General features: G+C 38.4%; 19 protein-coding genes. 5 read left to right on the top strand and 14 right to left on the bottom strand.

The genetic code is table 11. The features are described 5' to 3' along the window. Window positions 1-23: 23 nt before the first annotated feature. Complete coding sequence (locus tag SB49_RS05585; protein WP_062054625.1) at window positions 24-572, top strand: NUDIX hydrolase; 549 nt, start codon at window positions 24-26, stop codon at window positions 570-572. On the opposite strand, the gene hisS is transcribed toward SB49_RS05585, so the two are convergent. The 6 genes from hisS to rpsF form a co-directional block, all read right to left on the bottom strand. Next, complete coding sequence (gene hisS, locus SB49_RS05590; RefSeq protein WP_062054627.1) at window positions 567-1,943, bottom strand: histidine--tRNA ligase; 1,377 nt, start codon at window positions 1,941-1,943, stop codon at window positions 567-569. The genes SB49_RS05585 and hisS overlap by 6 nt on opposite strands. 64 nt (window positions 1,944-2,007) lie before the next feature. Continuing rightward, entirely contained in the window at window positions 2,008-2,478 is a 471-nt protein-coding gene (locus SB49_RS05595) for a DUF6495 family protein (protein ID WP_062054629.1), read from the bottom strand. A gap of 129 nt (window positions 2,479-2,607) precedes the next feature. After that, window positions 2,608-5,775: a TonB-dependent receptor gene (locus SB49_RS05600; protein ID WP_062054631.1), complete on the bottom strand. Its 3,168-nt coding sequence runs from the start codon at window positions 5,773-5,775 to the stop codon at window positions 2,608-2,610. A gap of 99 nt (window positions 5,776-5,874) precedes the next feature. Then, window positions 5,875-6,330, bottom strand: coding sequence for a 50S ribosomal protein L9 (gene rplI / locus SB49_RS05605; RefSeq protein ID WP_062054633.1), 456 nt, complete (start codon window positions 6,328-6,330; stop codon window positions 5,875-5,877). A 13-nt stretch (window positions 6,331-6,343) separates the two neighbouring features. Beyond that, on the bottom strand, window positions 6,344-6,640 hold the full coding sequence (rpsR, locus tag SB49_RS05610; protein ID WP_062054635.1) for a 30S ribosomal protein S18: 297 nt from the start codon (window positions 6,638-6,640) through the stop codon (window positions 6,344-6,346). Between the two features lie 4 nt (window positions 6,641-6,644). Next, the gene (gene rpsF, locus SB49_RS05615) at window positions 6,645-6,983 is read right to left on the bottom strand and encodes a 30S ribosomal protein S6 (RefSeq protein WP_062054637.1); all 339 of its coding nucleotides are present in this window, start codon (window positions 6,981-6,983) and stop codon (window positions 6,645-6,647) included. Between the two features lie 234 nt (window positions 6,984-7,217). Here rpsF and SB49_RS05620 point away from each other — a divergent pair, with 234 nt between their 5' ends. Together SB49_RS05620 and SB49_RS05625 are read left to right on the top strand one after the other, a co-directional pair. Next, window positions 7,218-7,910, top strand: a complete 693-nt coding sequence (locus SB49_RS05620) for a LytR/AlgR family response regulator transcription factor (protein WP_062054639.1) — start codon at window positions 7,218-7,220, stop codon at window positions 7,908-7,910. A gap of 137 nt (window positions 7,911-8,047) precedes the next feature. Continuing rightward, window positions 8,048-8,740: a LytR/AlgR family response regulator transcription factor gene (locus tag SB49_RS05625; protein WP_062054641.1), complete on the top strand. Its 693-nt coding sequence runs from the start codon at window positions 8,048-8,050 to the stop codon at window positions 8,738-8,740. Here SB49_RS05625 and priA read toward each other — a convergent pair whose 3' ends face one another. From priA to nadC, 4 genes are read right to left on the bottom strand one after another with little or no spacing between them, the layout of a single operon-like run. After that, the gene (gene priA / locus SB49_RS05630) at window positions 8,741-11,197 is read right to left on the bottom strand and encodes a replication restart helicase PriA (protein ID WP_062054643.1); all 2,457 of its coding nucleotides are present in this window, start codon (window positions 11,195-11,197) and stop codon (window positions 8,741-8,743) included. A 14-nt stretch (window positions 11,198-11,211) separates the two neighbouring features. Then, window positions 11,212-11,652 (bottom strand): DUF2147 domain-containing protein, encoded by a 441-nt coding sequence (locus SB49_RS05635; RefSeq protein ID WP_062054644.1) that lies wholly within the window; start codon window positions 11,650-11,652, stop codon window positions 11,212-11,214. Next, window positions 11,636-12,616: a YihY/virulence factor BrkB family protein gene (locus tag SB49_RS05640; RefSeq protein ID WP_062054646.1), complete on the bottom strand. Its 981-nt coding sequence runs from the start codon at window positions 12,614-12,616 to the stop codon at window positions 11,636-11,638. Before SB49_RS05640 ends, SB49_RS05635 begins: the two co-directional genes overlap by 17 nt. After that, window positions 12,617-13,474, bottom strand: a complete 858-nt coding sequence (nadC, locus tag SB49_RS05645; protein ID WP_062058913.1) for a carboxylating nicotinate-nucleotide diphosphorylase — start codon at window positions 13,472-13,474, stop codon at window positions 12,617-12,619. A 96-nt stretch (window positions 13,475-13,570) separates the two neighbouring features. Between nadC and rlmH the strand changes: the two genes are divergently transcribed. Next, window positions 13,571-14,044: a 23S rRNA (pseudouridine(1915)-N(3))-methyltransferase RlmH gene (gene rlmH, locus SB49_RS05650; protein WP_062054648.1), complete on the top strand. Its 474-nt coding sequence runs from the start codon at window positions 13,571-13,573 to the stop codon at window positions 14,042-14,044. Between the two features lie 57 nt (window positions 14,045-14,101). On the opposite strand, the gene serA is transcribed toward rlmH, so the two are convergent. From serA to SB49_RS05670, 4 genes are all read right to left on the bottom strand, one after another. After that, entirely contained in the window at window positions 14,102-15,994 is a 1,893-nt protein-coding gene (gene serA, locus SB49_RS05655) for a phosphoglycerate dehydrogenase (RefSeq protein WP_062054649.1), read from the bottom strand. Window positions 15,995-16,217: 223 nt separating this feature from the next. Next, window positions 16,218-16,928, bottom strand: a complete 711-nt coding sequence (locus SB49_RS05660; protein WP_062054651.1) for a DUF3307 domain-containing protein — start codon at window positions 16,926-16,928, stop codon at window positions 16,218-16,220. Beyond that, a complete protein-coding gene (locus SB49_RS05665) occupies window positions 16,925-17,536 on the bottom strand; it encodes a SatD family protein (RefSeq protein ID WP_062054653.1) in 612 nt (203 codons plus the stop codon). Before SB49_RS05665 ends, SB49_RS05660 begins: the two co-directional genes overlap by 4 nt. An 80-nt stretch (window positions 17,537-17,616) precedes the next feature. Next, window positions 17,617-18,069, bottom strand: coding sequence for a methyltransferase family protein (locus tag SB49_RS05670; RefSeq protein ID WP_062054655.1), 453 nt, complete (start codon window positions 18,067-18,069; stop codon window positions 17,617-17,619). A 95-nt stretch (window positions 18,070-18,164) separates the two neighbouring features. Between SB49_RS05670 and SB49_RS05675 the strand changes: the two genes are divergently transcribed. Further along, on the top strand, window positions 18,165-18,743 hold the full coding sequence (locus tag SB49_RS05675) for a non-canonical purine NTP diphosphatase (protein ID WP_062054657.1): 579 nt from the start codon (window positions 18,165-18,167) through the stop codon (window positions 18,741-18,743). Window positions 18,744-18,756 lie beyond the last annotated feature (13 nt).

Below are 18,756 nucleotides of genomic sequence, written 5' to 3' on the forward strand. Positions count from 1 at the left end.
AGGGTTTTTTAATACTTGACCTCATGGATGAACTTATCGACATATTGGATGACGAAGGCAATTACACCGGTCAGCGCCTAATGAAATCCGAAGCACATAAAAATGGACTCTTCCACCCAACAATCCATGTTTGGTTTTACAACAAAAAAGGAGAAATCCTTATACAGCAGAGAGCTGCTTCCAAGGAGACCTACCCCTTATTATGGGATGTATCTGTTGCCGGTCATATTGGGGCAGGAGAAGAAATTATACCATCTGCCATTAGAGAAATATCAGAGGAGATAGGATTGGAGGTTTCAGAAACGGACTTGTTCAAAGTAGGCGTTTTTAAATCGGTTAAAAAGCATAATGATGAATTGACCGATTGTGAGTTCCATCATACGTATATATGTGAACTTAAAACTTCAATAGACCACCTTAAAAAACAAGAAAGCGAGGTAAAGGCTTTGACCCTACTCCCGCTTTCTTTATATATTACAGAACTACAGATTAACGGTAGCTCCAAAAAGTATGTTCCTCACGATCAATTATATCTCCAGGCCATTGTCAGCGCCATAGAGAATCAATTATAATTCTTTTACAAAAGTTTCGGGAGCATCCAAGCTATAGGTCTGCTGTTCCCCTTTGGCCATATCTTTAACAACAAAGGTATTGTCTGCCAGTTCTTGCTCTCCGATCAATACTACATAAGGTACATTTCTGTTATTGGCGTATTTCATTTGCTTTTGCATTTTGGCCGTAGCAGGATAAAAATCGGCCTTTACGCCCATTTTACGCAATTTGCCTACTAATTTTAAGGCAGCCAAGGCTTCTTTATCCCCAAAATTAACACATAGCACATCCAAAGATTGATCTATGGCCTGAGGGAAAAGGTTCAATTCTTCCAATACCAAGTAAATGCGATCCAACCCAAAAGAGATACCTACGCCACTAACATCCTTAAGCCCGAAGATACCTGTAAGGTCATCGTATCTACCACCCCCGCCAATGGAACCTAACTTAACTTTTTCCGGGGCAGCAACCTCAAAAATTGCCCCTGTATAGTAATTAAGACCCCTTGCCAGGGTAACATCCAATTTCAAGGTCGCAGATTGAAGGCCCAAATCCTCCAGGGTTTCCACAATAAAGGATAACTCCTCTGCACCTTTTGATCCCTCTTCGGAATCCTGTAATAATTCTTTCAATGCCAAAAGCTGATCCGCATTGGAGCCCGACATGGTAAAAAGTGGAGCGGCCTTAACAATGGCCTCTTCGGATATGCCTTTTTCCAACATTTCTTTCTTGACGCCTTCCTCCCCTATTTTATCGAGCTTGTCCAAGGCTACCGTAAAATCGATCAGGTGTTCTTTGGCTCCGATAACTTCTGCGATTCCTGCCAAGACCTTCCTATTGTTCAATTTAATGGAAACTCCAGTTAAACCTAGGTCCGTAAAAACGGCGTCATACAATTGTACCAATTCCACCTCTTGAAGCAGGGAGTTTGCCCCTACAACATCGGCATCACACTGAAAAAATTCCCTAAACCTACCTTTTTGGGGCCTATCGGCCCGCCATACTGGCTGGATTTGGTATCTTTTAAAAGGGAAGTCCAGCTCATTCTGGTGCATCACCACATATCTAGCAAAGGGAACTGTGAGATCATATCGCAATGCTTTTTCTGAAATCTTGGGAGTCAGTTTGTTCGAATCCCTTTCTGCATAGGTAGCATCATCTACTTTACTCAGGTAATCCCCGGAGTTTAAAATTTTAAAGATCAGCCTATCCCCTTCATCTCCGTACTTTCCCATTAAGGTTTCTGAATTCTCAAAAGATGGGGTTTCTATAGGCTGAAAACCAAATGCCGTGAAATGTTTTTTAACAACATCAAATATATAATTACGCTTTACGACCTCTGAGGGGGTGAAATCCCTTGTTCCTTTTGGTAATGTTGGTTTTTGTGCCATTATTTTATAAGTAACTTAACTATAGTGATGTGTGTATGATTTTGATATTCAATCCAAAGAAAAATTATTCAATCATTTTATCAAACCAGTTGTACAGGTCTCCTTTTGTAATTACAGCACCCTGTTTTATTAGGTCGAACTTATCCAAGTTCTTGTTGTCTGTATAAGCTTTGGAAGCGGTAAGATACTCCACAAAATCTGATTGCCAATTTTTCTTGAACCACTCAAAACCTTCGGTTGTTGACAAATCTATATTTGGATTCATTACTTTCACTGAAATCAGTTTCATTTCCTTATCGGTCAACTGGAACAAGTGCATATTTTGGGCGGATATATTTTCCAAGTACTCAACCTTGGTCAATACCCCTTCCCAAACCAAATCACTAAAAACATCTAATTCTTCCTCCGCCACTTCAGGCTTGTCCGTTTTAATGCCTTCCCATTCCTCCGCTGTAATAGATTGGGTGGCCAAGAAATTTATGAATTCCTGATGCAATTCCTCCAACTGTTGTTTGGTAAGTCTTGTATATTTCATTTTCAAATTTAAATTTTATCCGTATTTCAGAATGATTCTTAAGTTTTCACCCAAGATCTGTGTTTCCAGCTGCAAAAATAAAAAGGCTGTGCAAACTGCACAGCCTTTTAAACTTTAAATAACAATTTATTAGTTGAAAATATACCTTACCCCAATTTGGGCTCTCCATCTAGACGTTACTCCTGTTAATGGATTAAATGTATCGTCTCTATTTTGGTCAAAAGTATACGTTGGAGTGTTTGTATCATCAACAGAAACACCTAACAATTGATCAAAAGAAGGAACATTAATTACTCCCCAATTAGAATTGATCAAGTTACCAATATTCAAAATATCAATACTTACCTGGAACTTGTTCTTGTCGCTAACATTAATATCCTGCAATACTTTAACGTCCCAAGTACTTCTCCATGGGGCTACTGCTCCATAGCGTTCAGCATATTGACCCCTATTTTCACTTAAATAGTCATCTTGTTGAATAAAGGCTTCAAAAGCTTCTGCCTGTCCTGCAGCACTAAAATTCATTTGCCCAATTTCACTTGAGGTAGGGATATAAAGTAAGTCATTAATGCTTGAGCCATCGTTATTAATGTCACCGCCATAGATGTAATTGAAACGTCCCCCTTGAGCATATTCAAAGAACGTTGATATCGTTGTTCCTGTTTTAAACTCTTTAGAAAGAACCCCTATAAACCGATGTTTGTCTCCATATCTTGAAAATGAAAGCACATCATTATTTGCATTTCCTACTACTGCGTTCCCTGCAAATGCATCTCCAGTAATCTCAGCATCGACTGAGTTTACTTCTCTGGCATCCAGGTAACTATAGGCCAACTGAGCATATAATCCATTTTCCCAAGTTTTTTGTGCCTTAAATGCGGCATTAATAATTCTACCTTTATCAGAATTGGTAAAAACATAGGCATTTGTTGGACCACCAAAGATTTGAGATTTATCGCCGTCAGCATATACTGCCCTTGTGTCAACTCCCGTTAAATTTTCAGATGGTGGCTTTAACCCCCAGTTTTGAACATGGGAAGCATTAACGTCTTTGGTATAGGAAAGGTCTGCGGTTAATATTAGACCATTATCCAAACGCTTATCAACTCCTAGATTAGTACGCCAAACCTGTGGCCATTTAAAGTCTGGGTCTACCAATTGGTAGAAGAAAAAGTCTACTCCTTGTACTTGGTTCCCTAACCATACAAAAGGAAATCTCCCTGTAAAAAGACCAGATCCTCCTCGTACTTGCAATGATCTATCCCCTTCAACATCCCAGTTAAATCCTACCCTTGGAGAAATCAAAAATTTGTTATTTGGAAGTTTTTCAGAATCCAATGTTATAGGGTCCCCAGTTTCTGGATTATAATATTCAATAGATGGAATGTACGTTCCATTAGCCCCCCCTTTACGTTCTATATTTTCTCCAATTTTATCTGCTGTATCGAAATACAATGGTCTGTCAAAACGAACGCCATAGGTAAGTTTAAAGTTATCCGTTACGTTCCACTGATCTTGCATATAAAAAGATAATTGACCTACATTTGTTTCGGCCAATGACCATCCTCCTGGGTTTCCTGTTCCGTTTGCTTCCAATGAATTTGATGCCGCTATGGCACTATCAAAAGCATTCTGCAAATCTCCAGAACTTGCAAAATTAGGAAAATCAGTTATGGTAGTTGTTGGGAAAAATACGCCTTGCGCTCCATAGGCCCCTAAATTAAAAGAATTATCAAACTCGAATTTTTCAAAGGAAAATCCTACTGTATAGGTGTGATCTCCTTTAAAAAAGTTTAGATTGTCCGTTATTTGAAAGACTTTTTGATCCAATCTATTATTGATAGAAAATGGTTCATGCCCAGCAATTATATAATTAGAACTACCTGTATCGTCCAAAATTACTATACTTGGTGCTGGAGTTGAAAATGGATTCCTGAAATCATCAAAGTGGGTATACCCGACTTGAAGTTTATTGGTTGCATCGGCAGCCAAAGTAGAGTTCAACTCAACTTGAATGGATTGGATATTGTTATTGATTTCGTATCCCGCGTTTTCAAACTGAAGAGTTTGAGTATTTGGCCCCCTAAAGGCAATAGCATTTCTATTAGCCGGTTTGCCTTTTGAGGCATTTAAAAAGTTGTAAATAATGGCCAACCTATTGTTGTCATTAATGTTCCAATCCAATTTAAATATACCCTTTGTGGACTCTTGATCAAAATTAAATCCTGTATACCTTCCTGGGTTATAAAAAATATCGTTTCCTTGAGCATCCTGACCTATTACAACTTGACGTAAAAGACCATCTACCAATTGGAAATCAGATTCTGTAACCCTAGATTCGTTTATTGCACCAGTTCCTGTGTTGGGAACAAATCCATCCGTTCCTAGCTCAGTTAGTTCGTCTCTTTCAAAGTTGGCGAAAAAGAATAATTTATTCTTCACAATCGGACCTCCAACACTAAATCCGTATTGCTTTTGTTCCAATCCAGTCTTAAATACGTCATCACCATTAATTTTACCTCCTGTAAGGTCGTCATTTCTAAAAAACCCATAAACGGTTCCAAAAAATTCATTGGTCCCACTTTTAGTTACTGCATTCACAGAGGCTCCTGTAAAGCCAGATTGGGTAACATCGTAAGGAGCTGTAGATACTTGGATCTGATCGATAGCATCCAATGAAATAGGGGTAGCATTTGTTTGTCCTCCGGGTTGGGCCGCATCCAATCCAAAGGGATTGTTGAAAATAGCACCATCCAAAGAAAAGTTGTTGAATTGATCGTTTCTACCACCAAAAGAACCACCACTGGCTGTGGGCTCCAATCGGGTAAAGTCATTTGTAGATCTAGATATTGTCGGTAATCTTGTCAACTCTCTTCTTCCAACACTAGTCTCAGCACCAGTTCTATCACTTCCGAAAGTACCCGTTCCCCTATCGGAAACCAGCACAACTTCTTCCAATGCTTGGCTATCCGTTAAAAGCTTCACATCTAAATTAAAGGTCGTTCCTAATGTCAGATAAATATCTGATTTGGATTCTGTTTTAAACCCAATATAAGATATGGTCACCTCGTAAGGCCCTCCTACTCTAAGGTTCAAAAGGTTAAACCTTCCTTCCTCATTGGTGATCGCCCCATACCTTGTCCCTGTAGGGGTGTGTACTGCTACGATGTTGGCGCCCAATAAAGGCAAATTCTCATCGTCCATTACCGTACCTCTAATATTAGAGGTCGTTACTTGGGCTATAACCATTCCACTAAAGAAAAGAAAGGAAACCGCCAATAGAAATTTTGTTTTCATTTGAATGTAGTTGAATTAGTAAATTTAGTCAGCGCAAAAATAGCATAAAAAAAAGGCTACCGCAAGGTAGCCTTTCATATTACTTTTTAACTAAAATTGTTAACTGTTTGCCTCAGCAACAACTTCGAAAGGAAAATCAATGATTACTTCCCTGTGCAAACGTATCTGTGCATTGTATGGTCCTGTTCTTTTAATAGAACCTCCAAGTATGCTGATGTACTTCTTGTCGATAGAATGACCAGCCTTTTCCAAAGATTCAGCCAAGTTCATATTGGTGATAGATCCAAATAACTTATCTCCAGCACCTGCTTTAGCTAAAATTTTAATTTCCAACTGTTTGATTGCCTCAGCCATCTTCGTAGCCTCATCAACAACTTTTTTCTCTTTATGAGCCTTCTGCTTCAAGTTTTCAGCCAATACTTTTTTAGCTGATGGTGTAGCCATTGCAGCCAACCCTTGAGGTATAAGGTAGTTTCTTCCGAAACCATTCTTCACATTTACCAAATCGTCTTTAAAACCTAAGTTCTGTACGTCTTCCTTTAATATAAGTTCCATGATCAGCTTCTTTTTATTTTAATAAATCACCTACATAAGGCATTAACGCTAAATGGCGTGCTCTTTTCACAGCAGTGGCCACTTTCCTTTGGTACTTTAAAGAAGTTCCTGTAAGTCTTCTTGGAAGAAGTTTACCTTGCTCATTTACCAATTTGATCAAGAAATCTGGATCTTTGTAATCCACATATTTAATGCCGGATTTTTTGAAACGGCAATATTTCTTTTGCTTGTTGGTCTCAATATTCAATGGGGTTAAATACCTGATTTCCCCATCTTTCTTACCTTTTGCTTGTTGTTCTATAGATGACATAACGTTACGCTTTTGTTTTTAACTTTGTTCTTCTTCTTTCTGCCCAAGAGATTGCGTGCTTATCTAACTTAACAGTTAAAAAACGCATGATACGCTCGTCTCTTCTGAATTCCAATTCATAGCTGGCAATTGCCTCACCTGGAGCAGCGAATTCGAACAAATGGTAAAAACCACTCTTCTTGTGTTGTATTGGATAGGCCAATTTCTTAAGCCCCCAATTTTCTTTAGATACCATAGTGGCACCTTTGTTAATTAAGAAATCCTCGAATTTCTTAACTGTTTCCTCTATCTGAGTATCAGATAGAACGGGATTTAAAATGAAAACAGTTTCGTAATGATTCATATAATTAGATTTTTTTAAGTGTGCAAAAGTAAGAATAAATATTTCTATCCACAAGAAAATAGAAAAATCTTCGTTATAGATTAACCAAGTTATTAACAATTAAACTTAACTGAAACCTAAACCATGCATTATACCGATTACACAACAACTTACACCGTGTTCACATCTTTTGTTGTAGTTGACCGTGTTTTTTCGGTACTTTGCCGATGATTTAACCCCACAAATCAACCATTTATGAAATTAAGAAGTATAATCGTAGACGATTCGTCCATGCAGCGTATGGCAGTGGCCAAATTGGTCAACAACCATCCCAACCTAGCTTTAATTGCAGAATACAGCAATGCTATAGAAGCAAAGAACGGAATTAAGAACAATGAAGTAGATTTAATTTTCCTAGATGTGGAAATGCCAATAATCAATGGATTTGACCTTCTTGAATCCCTAGAAAATAGACCACAGGTTATTTTGATTACAGGAAAACCTGATTACGCCCTTAAGGCATTTGATTATGATGTAACAGATTACTTGCACAAACCTATTACAATGTCGCGTTTCGATGCTTCTGTAAAAAGGGCCGTAGCCAAGTATGAACAAATGAATAGAGTCAATGAGGACGAAGAACACATCTTCGTAAAAAGTAACCTCAAAAAAAGGAAAGTTATCCTTAATGACATCAAATGGATAGAAGCGTTAGGAGATTATATCAAATTGGTGACCGACGAAGCCAATATAGTGATCCTATCTACCATGAAATCCTTTGAAAACGAATTGCCCCAAGATAAATTCTTGAGAATTCATAAGTCCTATATTGTCAATTTAGAGAAAGTTGAAAAATTCAACAGTAAAAATGTTGAAGTGGGGGGAAGACAAATACCTCTAAGCAGGAACAAAAAGGCAGAATTGGCGGAAGCATTAAGCAATGTTTAGCCCCAACTTATCACCAAAGTAGTACAGTCGTCTACCTTTATATTATTCAATTGCATTAAAAGATTATTCATTTCTTTTAATGCAATTTTTTTTTTCGCCATAATTTTGATCGAGATTATGACCCTAGATCTATCAATATGAAATTGACATGTATTATCGTGGACGATTCGCCCATGCAACGTTTAGCAGTAAGCAAATTGGTTTCCACCCACAAAAACCTCTCCCTAATCGGGGAATACAGTAATGCCATTGAAGCCAAACAAGGAATAAAAAAAGAAGAAGTAGATCTGATTTTTCTTGATGTGGAAATGCCCATTATCAACGGTTTTGATTTTCTTGAATCCTTAATCAAAAGACCACAGATCATCCTTATCACGGGAAAACCTGATTATGCATTAAAGGCATTTGAATATGATATTACCGACTATCTACAAAAACCAATTACTCCAACCCGATTTGATTTCTCCATAAAAAGAGCAGTATCAAGATACGAGCAGAAACATGGAATCCATAATGATGAAGAACATATTTTCGTAAAGAGCAATCTTAAAAAACGTAAGGTAATTCTGAACAATATTAAGTGGGTAGAGGCTTTAGGAGATTATATAAAGTTGGTTTCCGATGAGGCCAATATTATAGTATTATCCACATTGACTGCCTTTGAAAGTGAGCTGCCCAAGGATAAATTCTTAAGAATCCATAAGTCCTTTATCGTCAACTTAGATAAAATTGAAAAATTTAGTGGAAAAAATGTGGAAGTGGAGGGAAAACTACTCCCATTGAGCAGGCATAAAAGACAGCATTTGGAAAAAGCACTCGAGGAACTTTAGCTATACGTAATCCACATTATAAATAATTCGAACTCCCTTATACTGCCCAATGGCATTAAAGGAGTTTTCTATTTTTTTAATGGCACTTTTTGTTTTTGTCAGGGATTGTTCCGTTGGTATCTTAATCATTATATTTTTAAGATACTGATTTCTAATTCTCGCCACAGGAGGATACTCGGGACCTAAAATATTTTCCTTAAATATGTTCTGTAGGGATTTTGCAAACCAGGCTGCAGCTTCATTAAGCTTGTTGTAATCCTTGTGCTTAAAGGTCACCTTGATCAATCTATTGACAGGGGGATATTTGTATTGTTCCCGCTCGTACAATTGCTCCTGGAACATGGCTTGGTAATCCTGGGTTGAAACCTGTTTCAATATTTGATGGTAGGGATTATACGTCTGCACTATTACTTTCCCCCTTTTCTTGGTACGCCCTGCCCTACCCGCCACTTGGGTCAACAATTGATAGCTACGTTCGTGTGCTCTAAAATCAGGAAAATTCAGAAGACTATCTGCATTCATGATTCCTACCAGGTTAACATTTCTGAAATCCAGCCCCTTGGTCAACATCTGGGTTCCTACCAAAATATCCAATTCCTGTTCCTCAAAAGCAGTAATAATCTTTTCATAGCCGTGTTTGCCCCTGGTCGTATCAAGATCCATTCTTCCTACCTTGGATGCAGGGAACAGCTCGTTCAACTCCTGCTCCACCTGTTCGGTTCCAAAACCTTTGGTGTCCAGGGTAGCGCTTCCACATGCCAAACAACTTTGTTGCAAGGCCATATGGTAGCCACAATAGTGACATCGCATTTGCTTTCTATGTTGATGATATGTTAGACTCACATCACAATTGGGGCATTCCGGAGCATGGCCACAGGTGGTACACTCCACAATAGGCGCATACCCCCTGCGGTTTTGAAATAAGATTACTTGTTCTCCTGCTTCTAACGTTTCTGTAATTTCTTCCAATAATCGCTCAGAGAAATGTCCTTTCATCCTTTTTTTACGGGTCTGCTCTTTGATATCAACCAGTTCTATCTCTGGCATCAGCACATTCCCAAAGCGCCTTGTTATGCTGGCATATCCATATTTCCCTCTAGAAACATTATAAAAACTTTCTACACTAGGTGTTGCCGATCCCAGAAGGATATTGCCTTTATGAAGATTCCCAAGAACTATGGCACTATCCCTTGCGTGATACCTAGGAGCAGGATCATATTGTTTAAAGGAGGCTTCATGCTCCTCATCTACAATGATAAGTCCTAATTTGGAAAAGGGCAAAAACAGAGCAGACCTTGCTCCAATTACGATTTGTGCTTTAGGCTGTTGTTGAAGTACGTTATTCCACACTTCTACTCTTTCCTGTACACTATACTTAGAATGATACACAGCAACCTTTTCCCCGAAATAGTTCTGCAAACGGGTTATCAACTGCGTGGTAAGGGCAATTTCGGGCAACAGATACAAGGCTTGCCTACCTGTTGAAATACACTCTTCAATTAATTTTACATATACCTCGGTCTTCCCCGAAGAGGTTACCCCATGAAGTAAAGTGACTTTGTTTTCCTTGAAATTTTCCTTGATATCCTCAAAAGCCTGTGTTTGGAATTCATTCAACGACTTTAAATCGGCATTTTCATCCACTCCTTCATATACCACTCTATCGGTCTGTACAAAATACTCCTCGAGGATATTCTTATCGACCAATGCCTTTACAACTGCAGAAGAACTATTACTTGCCTTTTCCAGGTCTGCCACCTTAATGGGCTTCTTGCTCACCGCCTGTAATTGAAAAAGAGAGAGCACAACTTGACTCTGTTTTGGAGCCCTAGTAAGGCCGTTCAATAATTCTTCTAGACTTTCTTCAGATAGATATTCCTTTCCAAGACGAACATACCGCACCATTTTAGGCTTATATTGTTCAAACACCTCTTCTTTTAAATCGATGATGTTCTTTTCCAGTAACCGTCCAAGAACAGGAAGTATATTTTTGCGTTCCAGAATAGCACTTATTTCATGTACCCTTAATATGGGTTGATGTTGTAATGCCTCATAAACCAAAAATTCATCGTCCAACAAATCCCCTTCCTGCACCGATACCTTGTTATTTCTTGATATCAAGGTCTCACTCTCCAATAAGAAAGCGCTGGGAACGGCCGTCCTAAACACCTCTCCAATAGTACACATATAATAGTCTGCAATCCATGACCAGAGCTTCAATTGAAACGTATTCACAATTGGGTAGTCATCCAAAATCTGATGGATGTCCTTGGCCTCATAAATGGTAGGAGCCACAGAATGGACCTCATGAACCAAGCCCGTATATATTTTTGTCTTGCCAAATGGCACAGCCACCCTCATTCCCGGTTGCAAGAAACCTGCCTCTGTTTCAGAAATGCTATACGTAAAGAGTTTTTCTAGTGGAATTGGGAGAATAACGTTAATGAAATACTGCATAATCAAAACTAAGCTTACTCCAGTACCCTCAACCAGGTTTGTGTTCTGTAAATAAAGGCTAAATATCCCCTTACCTTTAACTCATTGGGATTATCTGGATTTAACCAGATTTTACATCTGAATGTCATAGCCTGTTCAGGATCGAAAAGTTTTTTTCCTTTCCAAACTCCATCCTCCTCCTCTACTACATCTTCAATAATTTTCATGCCCAAGATATCCTTGTCTTTCAGATCCCCATCGCACTTCTCACATTTAGCGTTCTCCTTGCCTTTCTCCAATATCTTTTGAACGACACCCTGCATTTTATTATCCTCCTTATAGACTTTGATAATAGCTTTTGGTTGACCATTTCTGTCGTCTATCGTCTTCCATTTCCCAAAGACACTTTGAGCGTTGGCCATCTGCATAAAGCATAAGGCAATACCTACCACTAAAAATCTATACGCTCTCTCCATCTGTGTTCATTTTTTTTCGTAAGTAATTCAGGGTTGCATTCAGTTCAAATCCAAGTAGCAAGATATTGGAATTTAACCATATAAAAACCATTAAAATCAATAATCCTCCCAAAGCACCGTATAATTCATTATATCTGGAGATTTTCTCCACATAAACACCAAAAAGATATGAAGTCATCAAAAACAAAAGTGTGGTCATCAATGCCCCAGCTGAGAAAAATTTTGCTTCCTTGCCTTCAGCCGTACCAAAATAATACAAGATGGCCGTAGTTAAGTACGTCAACAAAGTGAAAAATAAAATTTTACCTACTTCCACCAAAAAGATATCGCCTTTATCAATCTCGTACCCTCTGGATCTGGCAGCCATATTTCCGAAATAATCCAAAATATAAAATTCAAAATAGATAAATACCACGGCCCCTACTATTAACATTACAGACAATATGACTCCTACCATTAAAGCGTAGGCATAAGACCTAAAAAAACTTCTTGTAAGGTTTACGTGATATGAATTTTCAAAGCCATCAAAAATGGCATTAACACCATTGGCCATCAAAAAAATGGAGATCAAAAATGCAGATGATAACAAACCTCCCTGTTTTTGGTCCTTGATCTGTTGATAGATCTCACTAAAATAATCTCCTGTAGCCGTAGGAAGAAAAGATTCCAAGAATACCAATAATTGCATGTCAAAATCGTTTTCACCCACACTTACCAGGGGAATTATAAACGGCACCAAGGTTACCAAAAAAATAAGCAGCGGAAAAAGGGCCATAAACAGACTAAAAGATATAGAACTGGCTCTTGTAGATAACGCTCCCCTGATGATTCCAAGAAAATACATCTCCACCAAGTCATAAAAGGAAAGGCCTTCGAATGCTGGAAGTTTAATTTGCTTGAAAAGAGCAACCATCCTGTTGATAACAGGGATCTTACTGAGTTTTCTCTCTATTTCTTCTGACATTTACAAGGCTTTAAGACTTAAGTCCATATTGTAAACGGAATGGGTCAGGGCACCTGAGGAAATAAAATCTACCCCACATTCTGCATACCTTCTAATGGTCTTCTCGTTAATGCCACCGGAAGACTCAGTTAAACAGCTATCCCCAATTAAATGTACTGCCTTTTTAGTATCCTCAAAATTGAAGTTATCCAACAGTATTCTATAAACACCTCCCGCAGCAAGTATTTCGGAGACTTCGTTCAAATCCCTTGCCTCTACAATAATCTTCAATTCTCTATTCGTATCGGTCAAATACTGCTTTGTTTTATTTATGGCATGGGTAATCCCTCCTGCAAAATCTATATGGTTGTCCTTCAACATAATCATATCATAAAGTGCAAACCTGTGGTTTTCTCCACCACCTATTTTTACAGCCCATTTTTCTGCGGCACGTAATCCTGGGGTGGTCTTACGGGTATCCAAGATCTTGGTTGTTGTGCCTTCCAATAACTTGACGAAAAAATTGGTCTTGGTCGCTATGGCACTCATACGCTGCATAGCATTGAGCACGAGGCGTTCTGCCTTTAGAATGCTTTGTGAACTACCGTTAACGTTGAACACAATATCGCCATATTTTACCCTCTCACCATCTGAAATAAAAGTTTCTACCTTCATTTCCTTGTCTACATATTGAAATACTTTTTTGGCAAATTCAACCCCGGCAATAATACCTTCATCCTTTACCAATAATTTTGCCTTTCCTTTAGCTGTACTTGGAATACAGGCCAGAGAACTATGATCGCCATCACCAACATCCTCCCGAATGGCATTACTTATTATCAAATCTATTTCGTGCTGAAATTGGGCTTCTGAAATCATAGTATTATTTTGATTCATGCTAATTTAGTAAAAACTAATCCCAAAATTGAAATGCGACATTGGTAAAGATATTTTTGGAAGTCTTAACTTTGGCGCATGACGATAAAACTTCTTGCCATAGGCAAAACGGATAGTACTCATTTACAGGAATTAATCGCTGAATACGAGCAAAGATTGAAGCACTATATTAAATTTGAGCTCGATATTGTCCCCGATATCAAAAATGTGAAAAACTTATCTGAAGTTCAACAAAAAGAGAAAGAAGGAGAAGCCATACTAAAAAGGTTACAACCTACAGATGTTCTGGTCTTGTTGGATGAACAGGGCAAACAGCATACCTCCATTGAATTTTCCAGCTATCTTCAAAAGAAAATGAATGCGGGGATCAAAAGGATGGTCATTGTAATTGGTGGTCCTTATGGATTTAGCGATGAAATATACCAAAAGGCCCAGGGCAAACTAAGTTTGTCCAAAATGACATTCTCCCATCAAATGGTTCGCTTGTTCATTGTAGAACAAATCTATAGGGCTTTTACTATTTTAAAGAACGAACCCTATCACCATCAATAAATTGTTGGGGATAGGGTTCTTAAAGTTTATCCAATAAGTTCCTCTCGAAAGAATTGTCTAATACAGGACCCTGAATTTAATGGTATTCTCTATTTTCTTAAGTGCTTTTATTACTTCTTTGTTATACTCCTTATCCAAATCTGAGATCACATAACCTACTTCATTATCCGTAGATAGGTACTGACCGGTAATGTTCATTTCATATCTGGCCAAGACTTCATTAATTTTAGCCATGATACCTGGAACGTTCTTATGGATATGCAGGAATCTATGGGCATTGTTTTGTTTTGGCAATCTAATATTTGGGAAATTCACAGCATCTACCGTATTCCCAGAGTTGATATAGTCCATGATTTTATTGGGAACAAAATCTGCAATATCGCGCTGGGCTTCTTCTGTACTACCTCCCACGTGTGGCGTTAAGATCACATTGGGGATACCTTGTAACTCCGTGATAAAATCTCCATTGGATCTAGGCTCTTCCGGATAAACATCAATTGCAGCACCACCTAGTTTCCCACTTTTGAGACCATTGACCAATGCTGGGATATCTACTACAAACCCACGGGCAAGGTTGATGAGCATTGCACCGTCCTTCATTTGATTGATCTCCCTCTCCCCTATAAAATTGTTATTTGCCTTATTATCATCAATATGAAGGGTTACCACATCCGAAACATTCAACAAATCCTCCAATGAATTGCACCTTATTGCATTTCCTAGGGCCAATTGATCTGCTACATCATAGTAATAGACCCGCATTCCAATGGCCTCGGCCAAGACGGACAATTGCTTTCCAATGTTCCCATATCCCACGATACCTAAATTCTTACCCCTGACTTCACGGGAATTGGCAGCGGTTTTGTTCCATTGGCCCTGATGAATTTCCATACTTCTTGGAAAAACACTTCTCATCAGCATAATGATTTGTCCTATGGCCAATTCCACCACCGATCGTGTATTGCTATAAGGGGCATTGAATACCACCACGCCCTTGCGTCTACAATTGTCTAGATCTATCTGGGTGGTTCCTATACAAAAGGCACCCACAACCAACAATTTATCGGCAGCGTCCAATACTTTTTTGGTTACCTGGGTTTTGGATCGTATTCCCAAAACATGTACTCCTTTAATTTTTTCGATCAGTTCTTCTTCTGAAAGACTGCTCTTCACTAATTCGACCGTAAATCCTTCATTTGAAAGATTTTCAAATGCAGCTTGATGGACATTTTCCAATAATAGAATCTTGATTCTATTTTTAGGATAGGATATTTTTCTTGGTAAATCGTTCACAAATAAAAATTCATCTAGGTTAGGTGTAACGTGATCGGCCTTTCTTGTCGCCTTTTCACGGGATACATTTTCTGTATATGCGAAAAACTTATCGGCTATTCCGGCCTCTCGCATTACGTAATCGCTGTATCCATCTCCGATTACTTGTACTTCCCCTTCTAATTTTAAGCTTCTTAGGCATTCTATCTTACCGTTGTGGGATGCCAACACATTGGCTTCATCAAAACCGATAATAAACCCTTCGGCATCAAATTTAAAGGTATTTGCATATACCCTGCTGGAAGGAATATCATATTCTTCCACAATGGGATCTATAAATTCTTTGAACCCGCATGAAATTACATAAATATCTTCAGAATAATTCTGAAAGAAATCTTTATTGGATTCTATGGATTTGGAAATTTTTTGACGGAGTTCAGAAACCAAAGGCTCCAAGTCGTCCTTATGGGCGTTCAATAATTTAATACGGCGCTCTAAAGACTCTGTAAAGGAGATATCGCCGTCGATGCCCAGATTGGTAATCTTCTGGATCTCATTAATGATCTCATTTTTATTGGATTTGTCTTTCAGCGTTATTTCAGCCAAGACATCCAAAGCCTCTACCCGCGTAAGTGTACTGTCAAAATCGAATACGTATTTCCTGCCCACTTCTACCATTGTTGTCTAAAATTTGAGCCGTAAAAGTAAAAATTAAATTTCTTCAATTTATCTATTTTCGGTTAAAAAGGATTTCACGTCAGCATTCTCACAAAATTGCTGCTAATATCATTTTATATCACATTAAAATTTATGAAATTCCTATTTCAAGATATTGAACAGCTCGGTATTACCTATTATTAAAGGTCAATAAAAAAAACAGAATCTTGTTCTATAAATTGGATTAAAGGCCACTTTGCAAACTTATAAATACGAAGCCGGTAAGAATAGCGATTCCAAAACTCAATAATGTCCCGATCAAAATATACTCCGTGAGCTTCCTGTTGTTGCTTTCCTTTAGGTCATTAAATCTAAAAACCGATTTGGCAGTGATCAACAATCCAATGACTTCCCATCTTCCAATGATGATAAAGAGCAAAACAAACAATCGTTCTATGATACCAATATATTTTCCTGCATTGGGAAGTGACTTATGATCTATTTGTATTTGATCTGAAAATCCTTCCAGCAGCTTGCCCATGACAACGGCAGCGGGATAGGTTACAAATACCACAGCGGTGATCAATGCCCAATTTATATGGCGCAACAGGACAACTGTATGCTCCACTAGGTTGCTGTTATAGGCACATATGTAGAGTACTATTAAATGAAATGCCTGATCTGTAAAAAAAAGAACGCTTTTTTTCTTTATCCAATTACTGGCATAGAGTTTTAATAGATCTATCACAAAATGGGACACACTGATGACCAATGCCAATTTCCAATAGCCTATGTCCCACAACAAAAGGACTATAAGAAGAAAATGTACAAGGGTATGCAAATAAAGGTATTTGGATTTTACCTTATTCGCTTCTTTGTGTATAACCCACTTGGTGGGTTGCAACATGAAATCCCCAATTAAATGGGCCAATAGCAGCTTAATAAATAATGTCATATTTTAAGTTCGTTAATAGTAGTATCGTAAAAATTGAGCACCTCTAAAACTAGCTCTGCTTTGGCCCTCTTAAATCGCTGACTAACTGCAGATTGTTTTATCTTTAGCACATCGGCTAATTCTTGTTGTGAACTATCAGGATTTTGAAGGGACAGGGCCACAATTTCAGCAGAAACGACGGACCAATGGTCCATAAATTCCAAAGCCAGTTTAAAAACTAGATTGAGCGTGTTGTCCTTTTTTTTATCGGAAGTAGCTATGGCCAAATTCAACTTTTGCTCTTTAAGGGTTTCAAAGGTTCTGCCCGATAATTGATAGGCCGGTCCATTGGATTCACTGATCCCTTCCCCACTATAGCTCTCTTCGCCTATGCCTATGGCCATCCGGACGTCCAACCCCTTGAACTGCTTTATCAGCGATTTTATTTCTATCGCTACTTTTAACGCGGCATCTGGATCCACCTTTAACTGAAATTCGTCACCCCTGTAAATATCCCAATCCTTTGGGGTCGTTCCCAAGGTGGATAAATAGGCTTTTAGTCCCACCAACCAATCCGAAACCTGATATGTTTCAGAATTTATAATATCACCTGTTATAATTGCAATCATGTTTATAAGCTATTAAGCTAATATATGACAATATAAGTAAATATGCTAATATTTTTAAGTATAAGACAATAAACTGATAATCAGAACCATCTTCTTACCTGAATGCAGTACTGCTGATACTCCTTTCCAAAGAGTTTTACCAATGCTTTTTCTTCAGGTTTGATCTGAAAAGCATTCATATAGGAAACAAATCCTGCAGCCAATAAGGTGTTAAAAACATTACCCAACCATAGGCCAAATGCCAACAAGAGCAACAAAAGAGCTAAATACATTGGATTCCTAGATATCTTATAAACCCCATTGGTAACCAAACGTGAACTCTTTGATGGTGCCAATGGATCAATAGTTGTTTTTGCCTTCACAAACTGGAGCAAAGAGATGCCACCTATCGACATGCCCAAAACCAACAAAAACCTCATTAACCAAAGCCGTCCAAAAAAATCGAACTCTCCTACAGGCAATAACACGTCCAAAGCATACATTAAACCACCAAAAATGAAAAACACAAGTGCAGGGGGCAATTTTAATTTCATAGCAAAAATCTATTAGGATTTAAATTTAGTAATTTTGACCGAGCATTACTTAAAGCAAGACAATACTCTTTGTACCTTCGCAATAAACCATAGCTATGGAACTGGTATTTGCCACTCATAACAAAAATAAATTCAAAGAAGTGCAATTACTTCTGCCCAAGCACATCACCTTACGGTCGTTGGATGACATCGGCTGTAACGATGAAATTCCTGAAACCGCAGACACCATAGAAGGCAATGCCATCATCAAAGCAAATTATGTCACCGATAATTATGGCTACGCCTGTTTTGCAGATGATACCGGACTTATGGTAGATGCACTCGACGGAGCTCCTGGGGTATATTCTGCAAGGTATGCCGGGACAAATAAGAGTTCTGAGGATAACATGGACAAGCTCTTGGCGGAAATGGAAGGGCAGACCAACAGGGATGCACGCTTCAAAACCACCATCGCACTGCACCTGGAAAGGCAAAAGGTATTGTTCAATGGAATCGTATTGGGCGAAATAACCACGAAAAAAAGTGGTAAAGGGGGTTTCGGTTATGATCCCATCTTTAGGCCAAAAGGATATGACAAGACATTTGCCGAACTCTCTATTTCTGTGAAGAACGAAATAAGCCATAGAGGCAAAGCCATGAAACAATTAATAGATTATTTAAAAAATCTGAAATAATAATAAGGCTACA

The sequence above is a fragment of the Sediminicola sp. YIK13 genome, assembly GCF_001430825.1.
GTDB lineage: Bacteria > Bacteroidota > Bacteroidia > Flavobacteriales > Flavobacteriaceae > Sediminicola.

Excerpts from the sequence above, each read along its gene's own strand:
- SB49_RS05635 (WP_062054644.1), bottom strand. The coding sequence starts at position 11,652 with ATGGAGAGAGCGTATAGATTTTTAGTGGTAGGTATTGCCTTATGCTTT.
- SB49_RS05625 (WP_062054641.1), top strand. The coding sequence starts at position 8,048 with ATGAAATTGACATGTATTATCGTGGACGATTCGCCCATGCAACGTTTA.
- SB49_RS05660 (WP_062054651.1), bottom strand. The coding sequence starts at position 16,928 with ATGACATTATTTATTAAGCTGCTATTGGCCCATTTAATTGGGGATTTC.
- rlmH (WP_062054648.1), top strand. The coding sequence starts at position 13,571 with ATGACGATAAAACTTCTTGCCATAGGCAAAACGGATAGTACTCATTTA.
- serA (WP_062054649.1), bottom strand. The coding sequence starts at position 15,994 with ATGGTAGAAGTGGGCAGGAAATACGTATTCGATTTTGACAGTACACTT.
- SB49_RS05670 (WP_062054655.1), bottom strand. The coding sequence starts at position 18,069 with ATGAAATTAAAATTGCCCCCTGCACTTGTGTTTTTCATTTTTGGTGGT.
- SB49_RS05585 (WP_062054625.1), top strand. The coding sequence starts at position 24 with ATGGATGAACTTATCGACATATTGGATGACGAAGGCAATTACACCGGT.
- SB49_RS05675 (WP_062054657.1), top strand. The coding sequence starts at position 18,165 with ATGGAACTGGTATTTGCCACTCATAACAAAAATAAATTCAAAGAAGTG.
- SB49_RS05620 (WP_062054639.1), top strand. The coding sequence starts at position 7,218 with ATGAAATTAAGAAGTATAATCGTAGACGATTCGTCCATGCAGCGTATG.
- nadC (WP_062058913.1), bottom strand. The coding sequence starts at position 13,474 with ATGATTTCAGAAGCCCAATTTCAGCACGAAATAGATTTGATAATAAGT.
- priA (WP_062054643.1), bottom strand. The coding sequence starts at position 11,197 with ATGCAGTATTTCATTAACGTTATTCTCCCAATTCCACTAGAAAAACTC.
- SB49_RS05665 (WP_062054653.1), bottom strand. The coding sequence starts at position 17,536 with ATGATTGCAATTATAACAGGTGATATTATAAATTCTGAAACATATCAG.
- rpsF (WP_062054637.1), bottom strand. The coding sequence starts at position 6,983 with ATGAATCATTACGAAACTGTTTTCATTTTAAATCCCGTTCTATCTGAT.
- rpsR (WP_062054635.1), bottom strand. The coding sequence starts at position 6,640 with ATGTCATCTATAGAACAACAAGCAAAAGGTAAGAAAGATGGGGAAATC.
- SB49_RS05600 (WP_062054631.1), bottom strand. The coding sequence starts at position 5,775 with ATGAAAACAAAATTTCTATTGGCGGTTTCCTTTCTTTTCTTTAGTGGA.
- SB49_RS05595 (WP_062054629.1), bottom strand. The coding sequence starts at position 2,478 with ATGAAATATACAAGACTTACCAAACAACAGTTGGAGGAATTGCATCAG.
- rplI (WP_062054633.1), bottom strand. The coding sequence starts at position 6,330 with ATGGAACTTATATTAAAGGAAGACGTACAGAACTTAGGTTTTAAAGAC.
- hisS (WP_062054627.1), bottom strand. The coding sequence starts at position 1,943 with ATGGCACAAAAACCAACATTACCAAAAGGAACAAGGGATTTCACCCCC.
- SB49_RS05640 (WP_062054646.1), bottom strand. The coding sequence starts at position 12,616 with ATGTCAGAAGAAATAGAGAGAAAACTCAGTAAGATCCCTGTTATCAAC.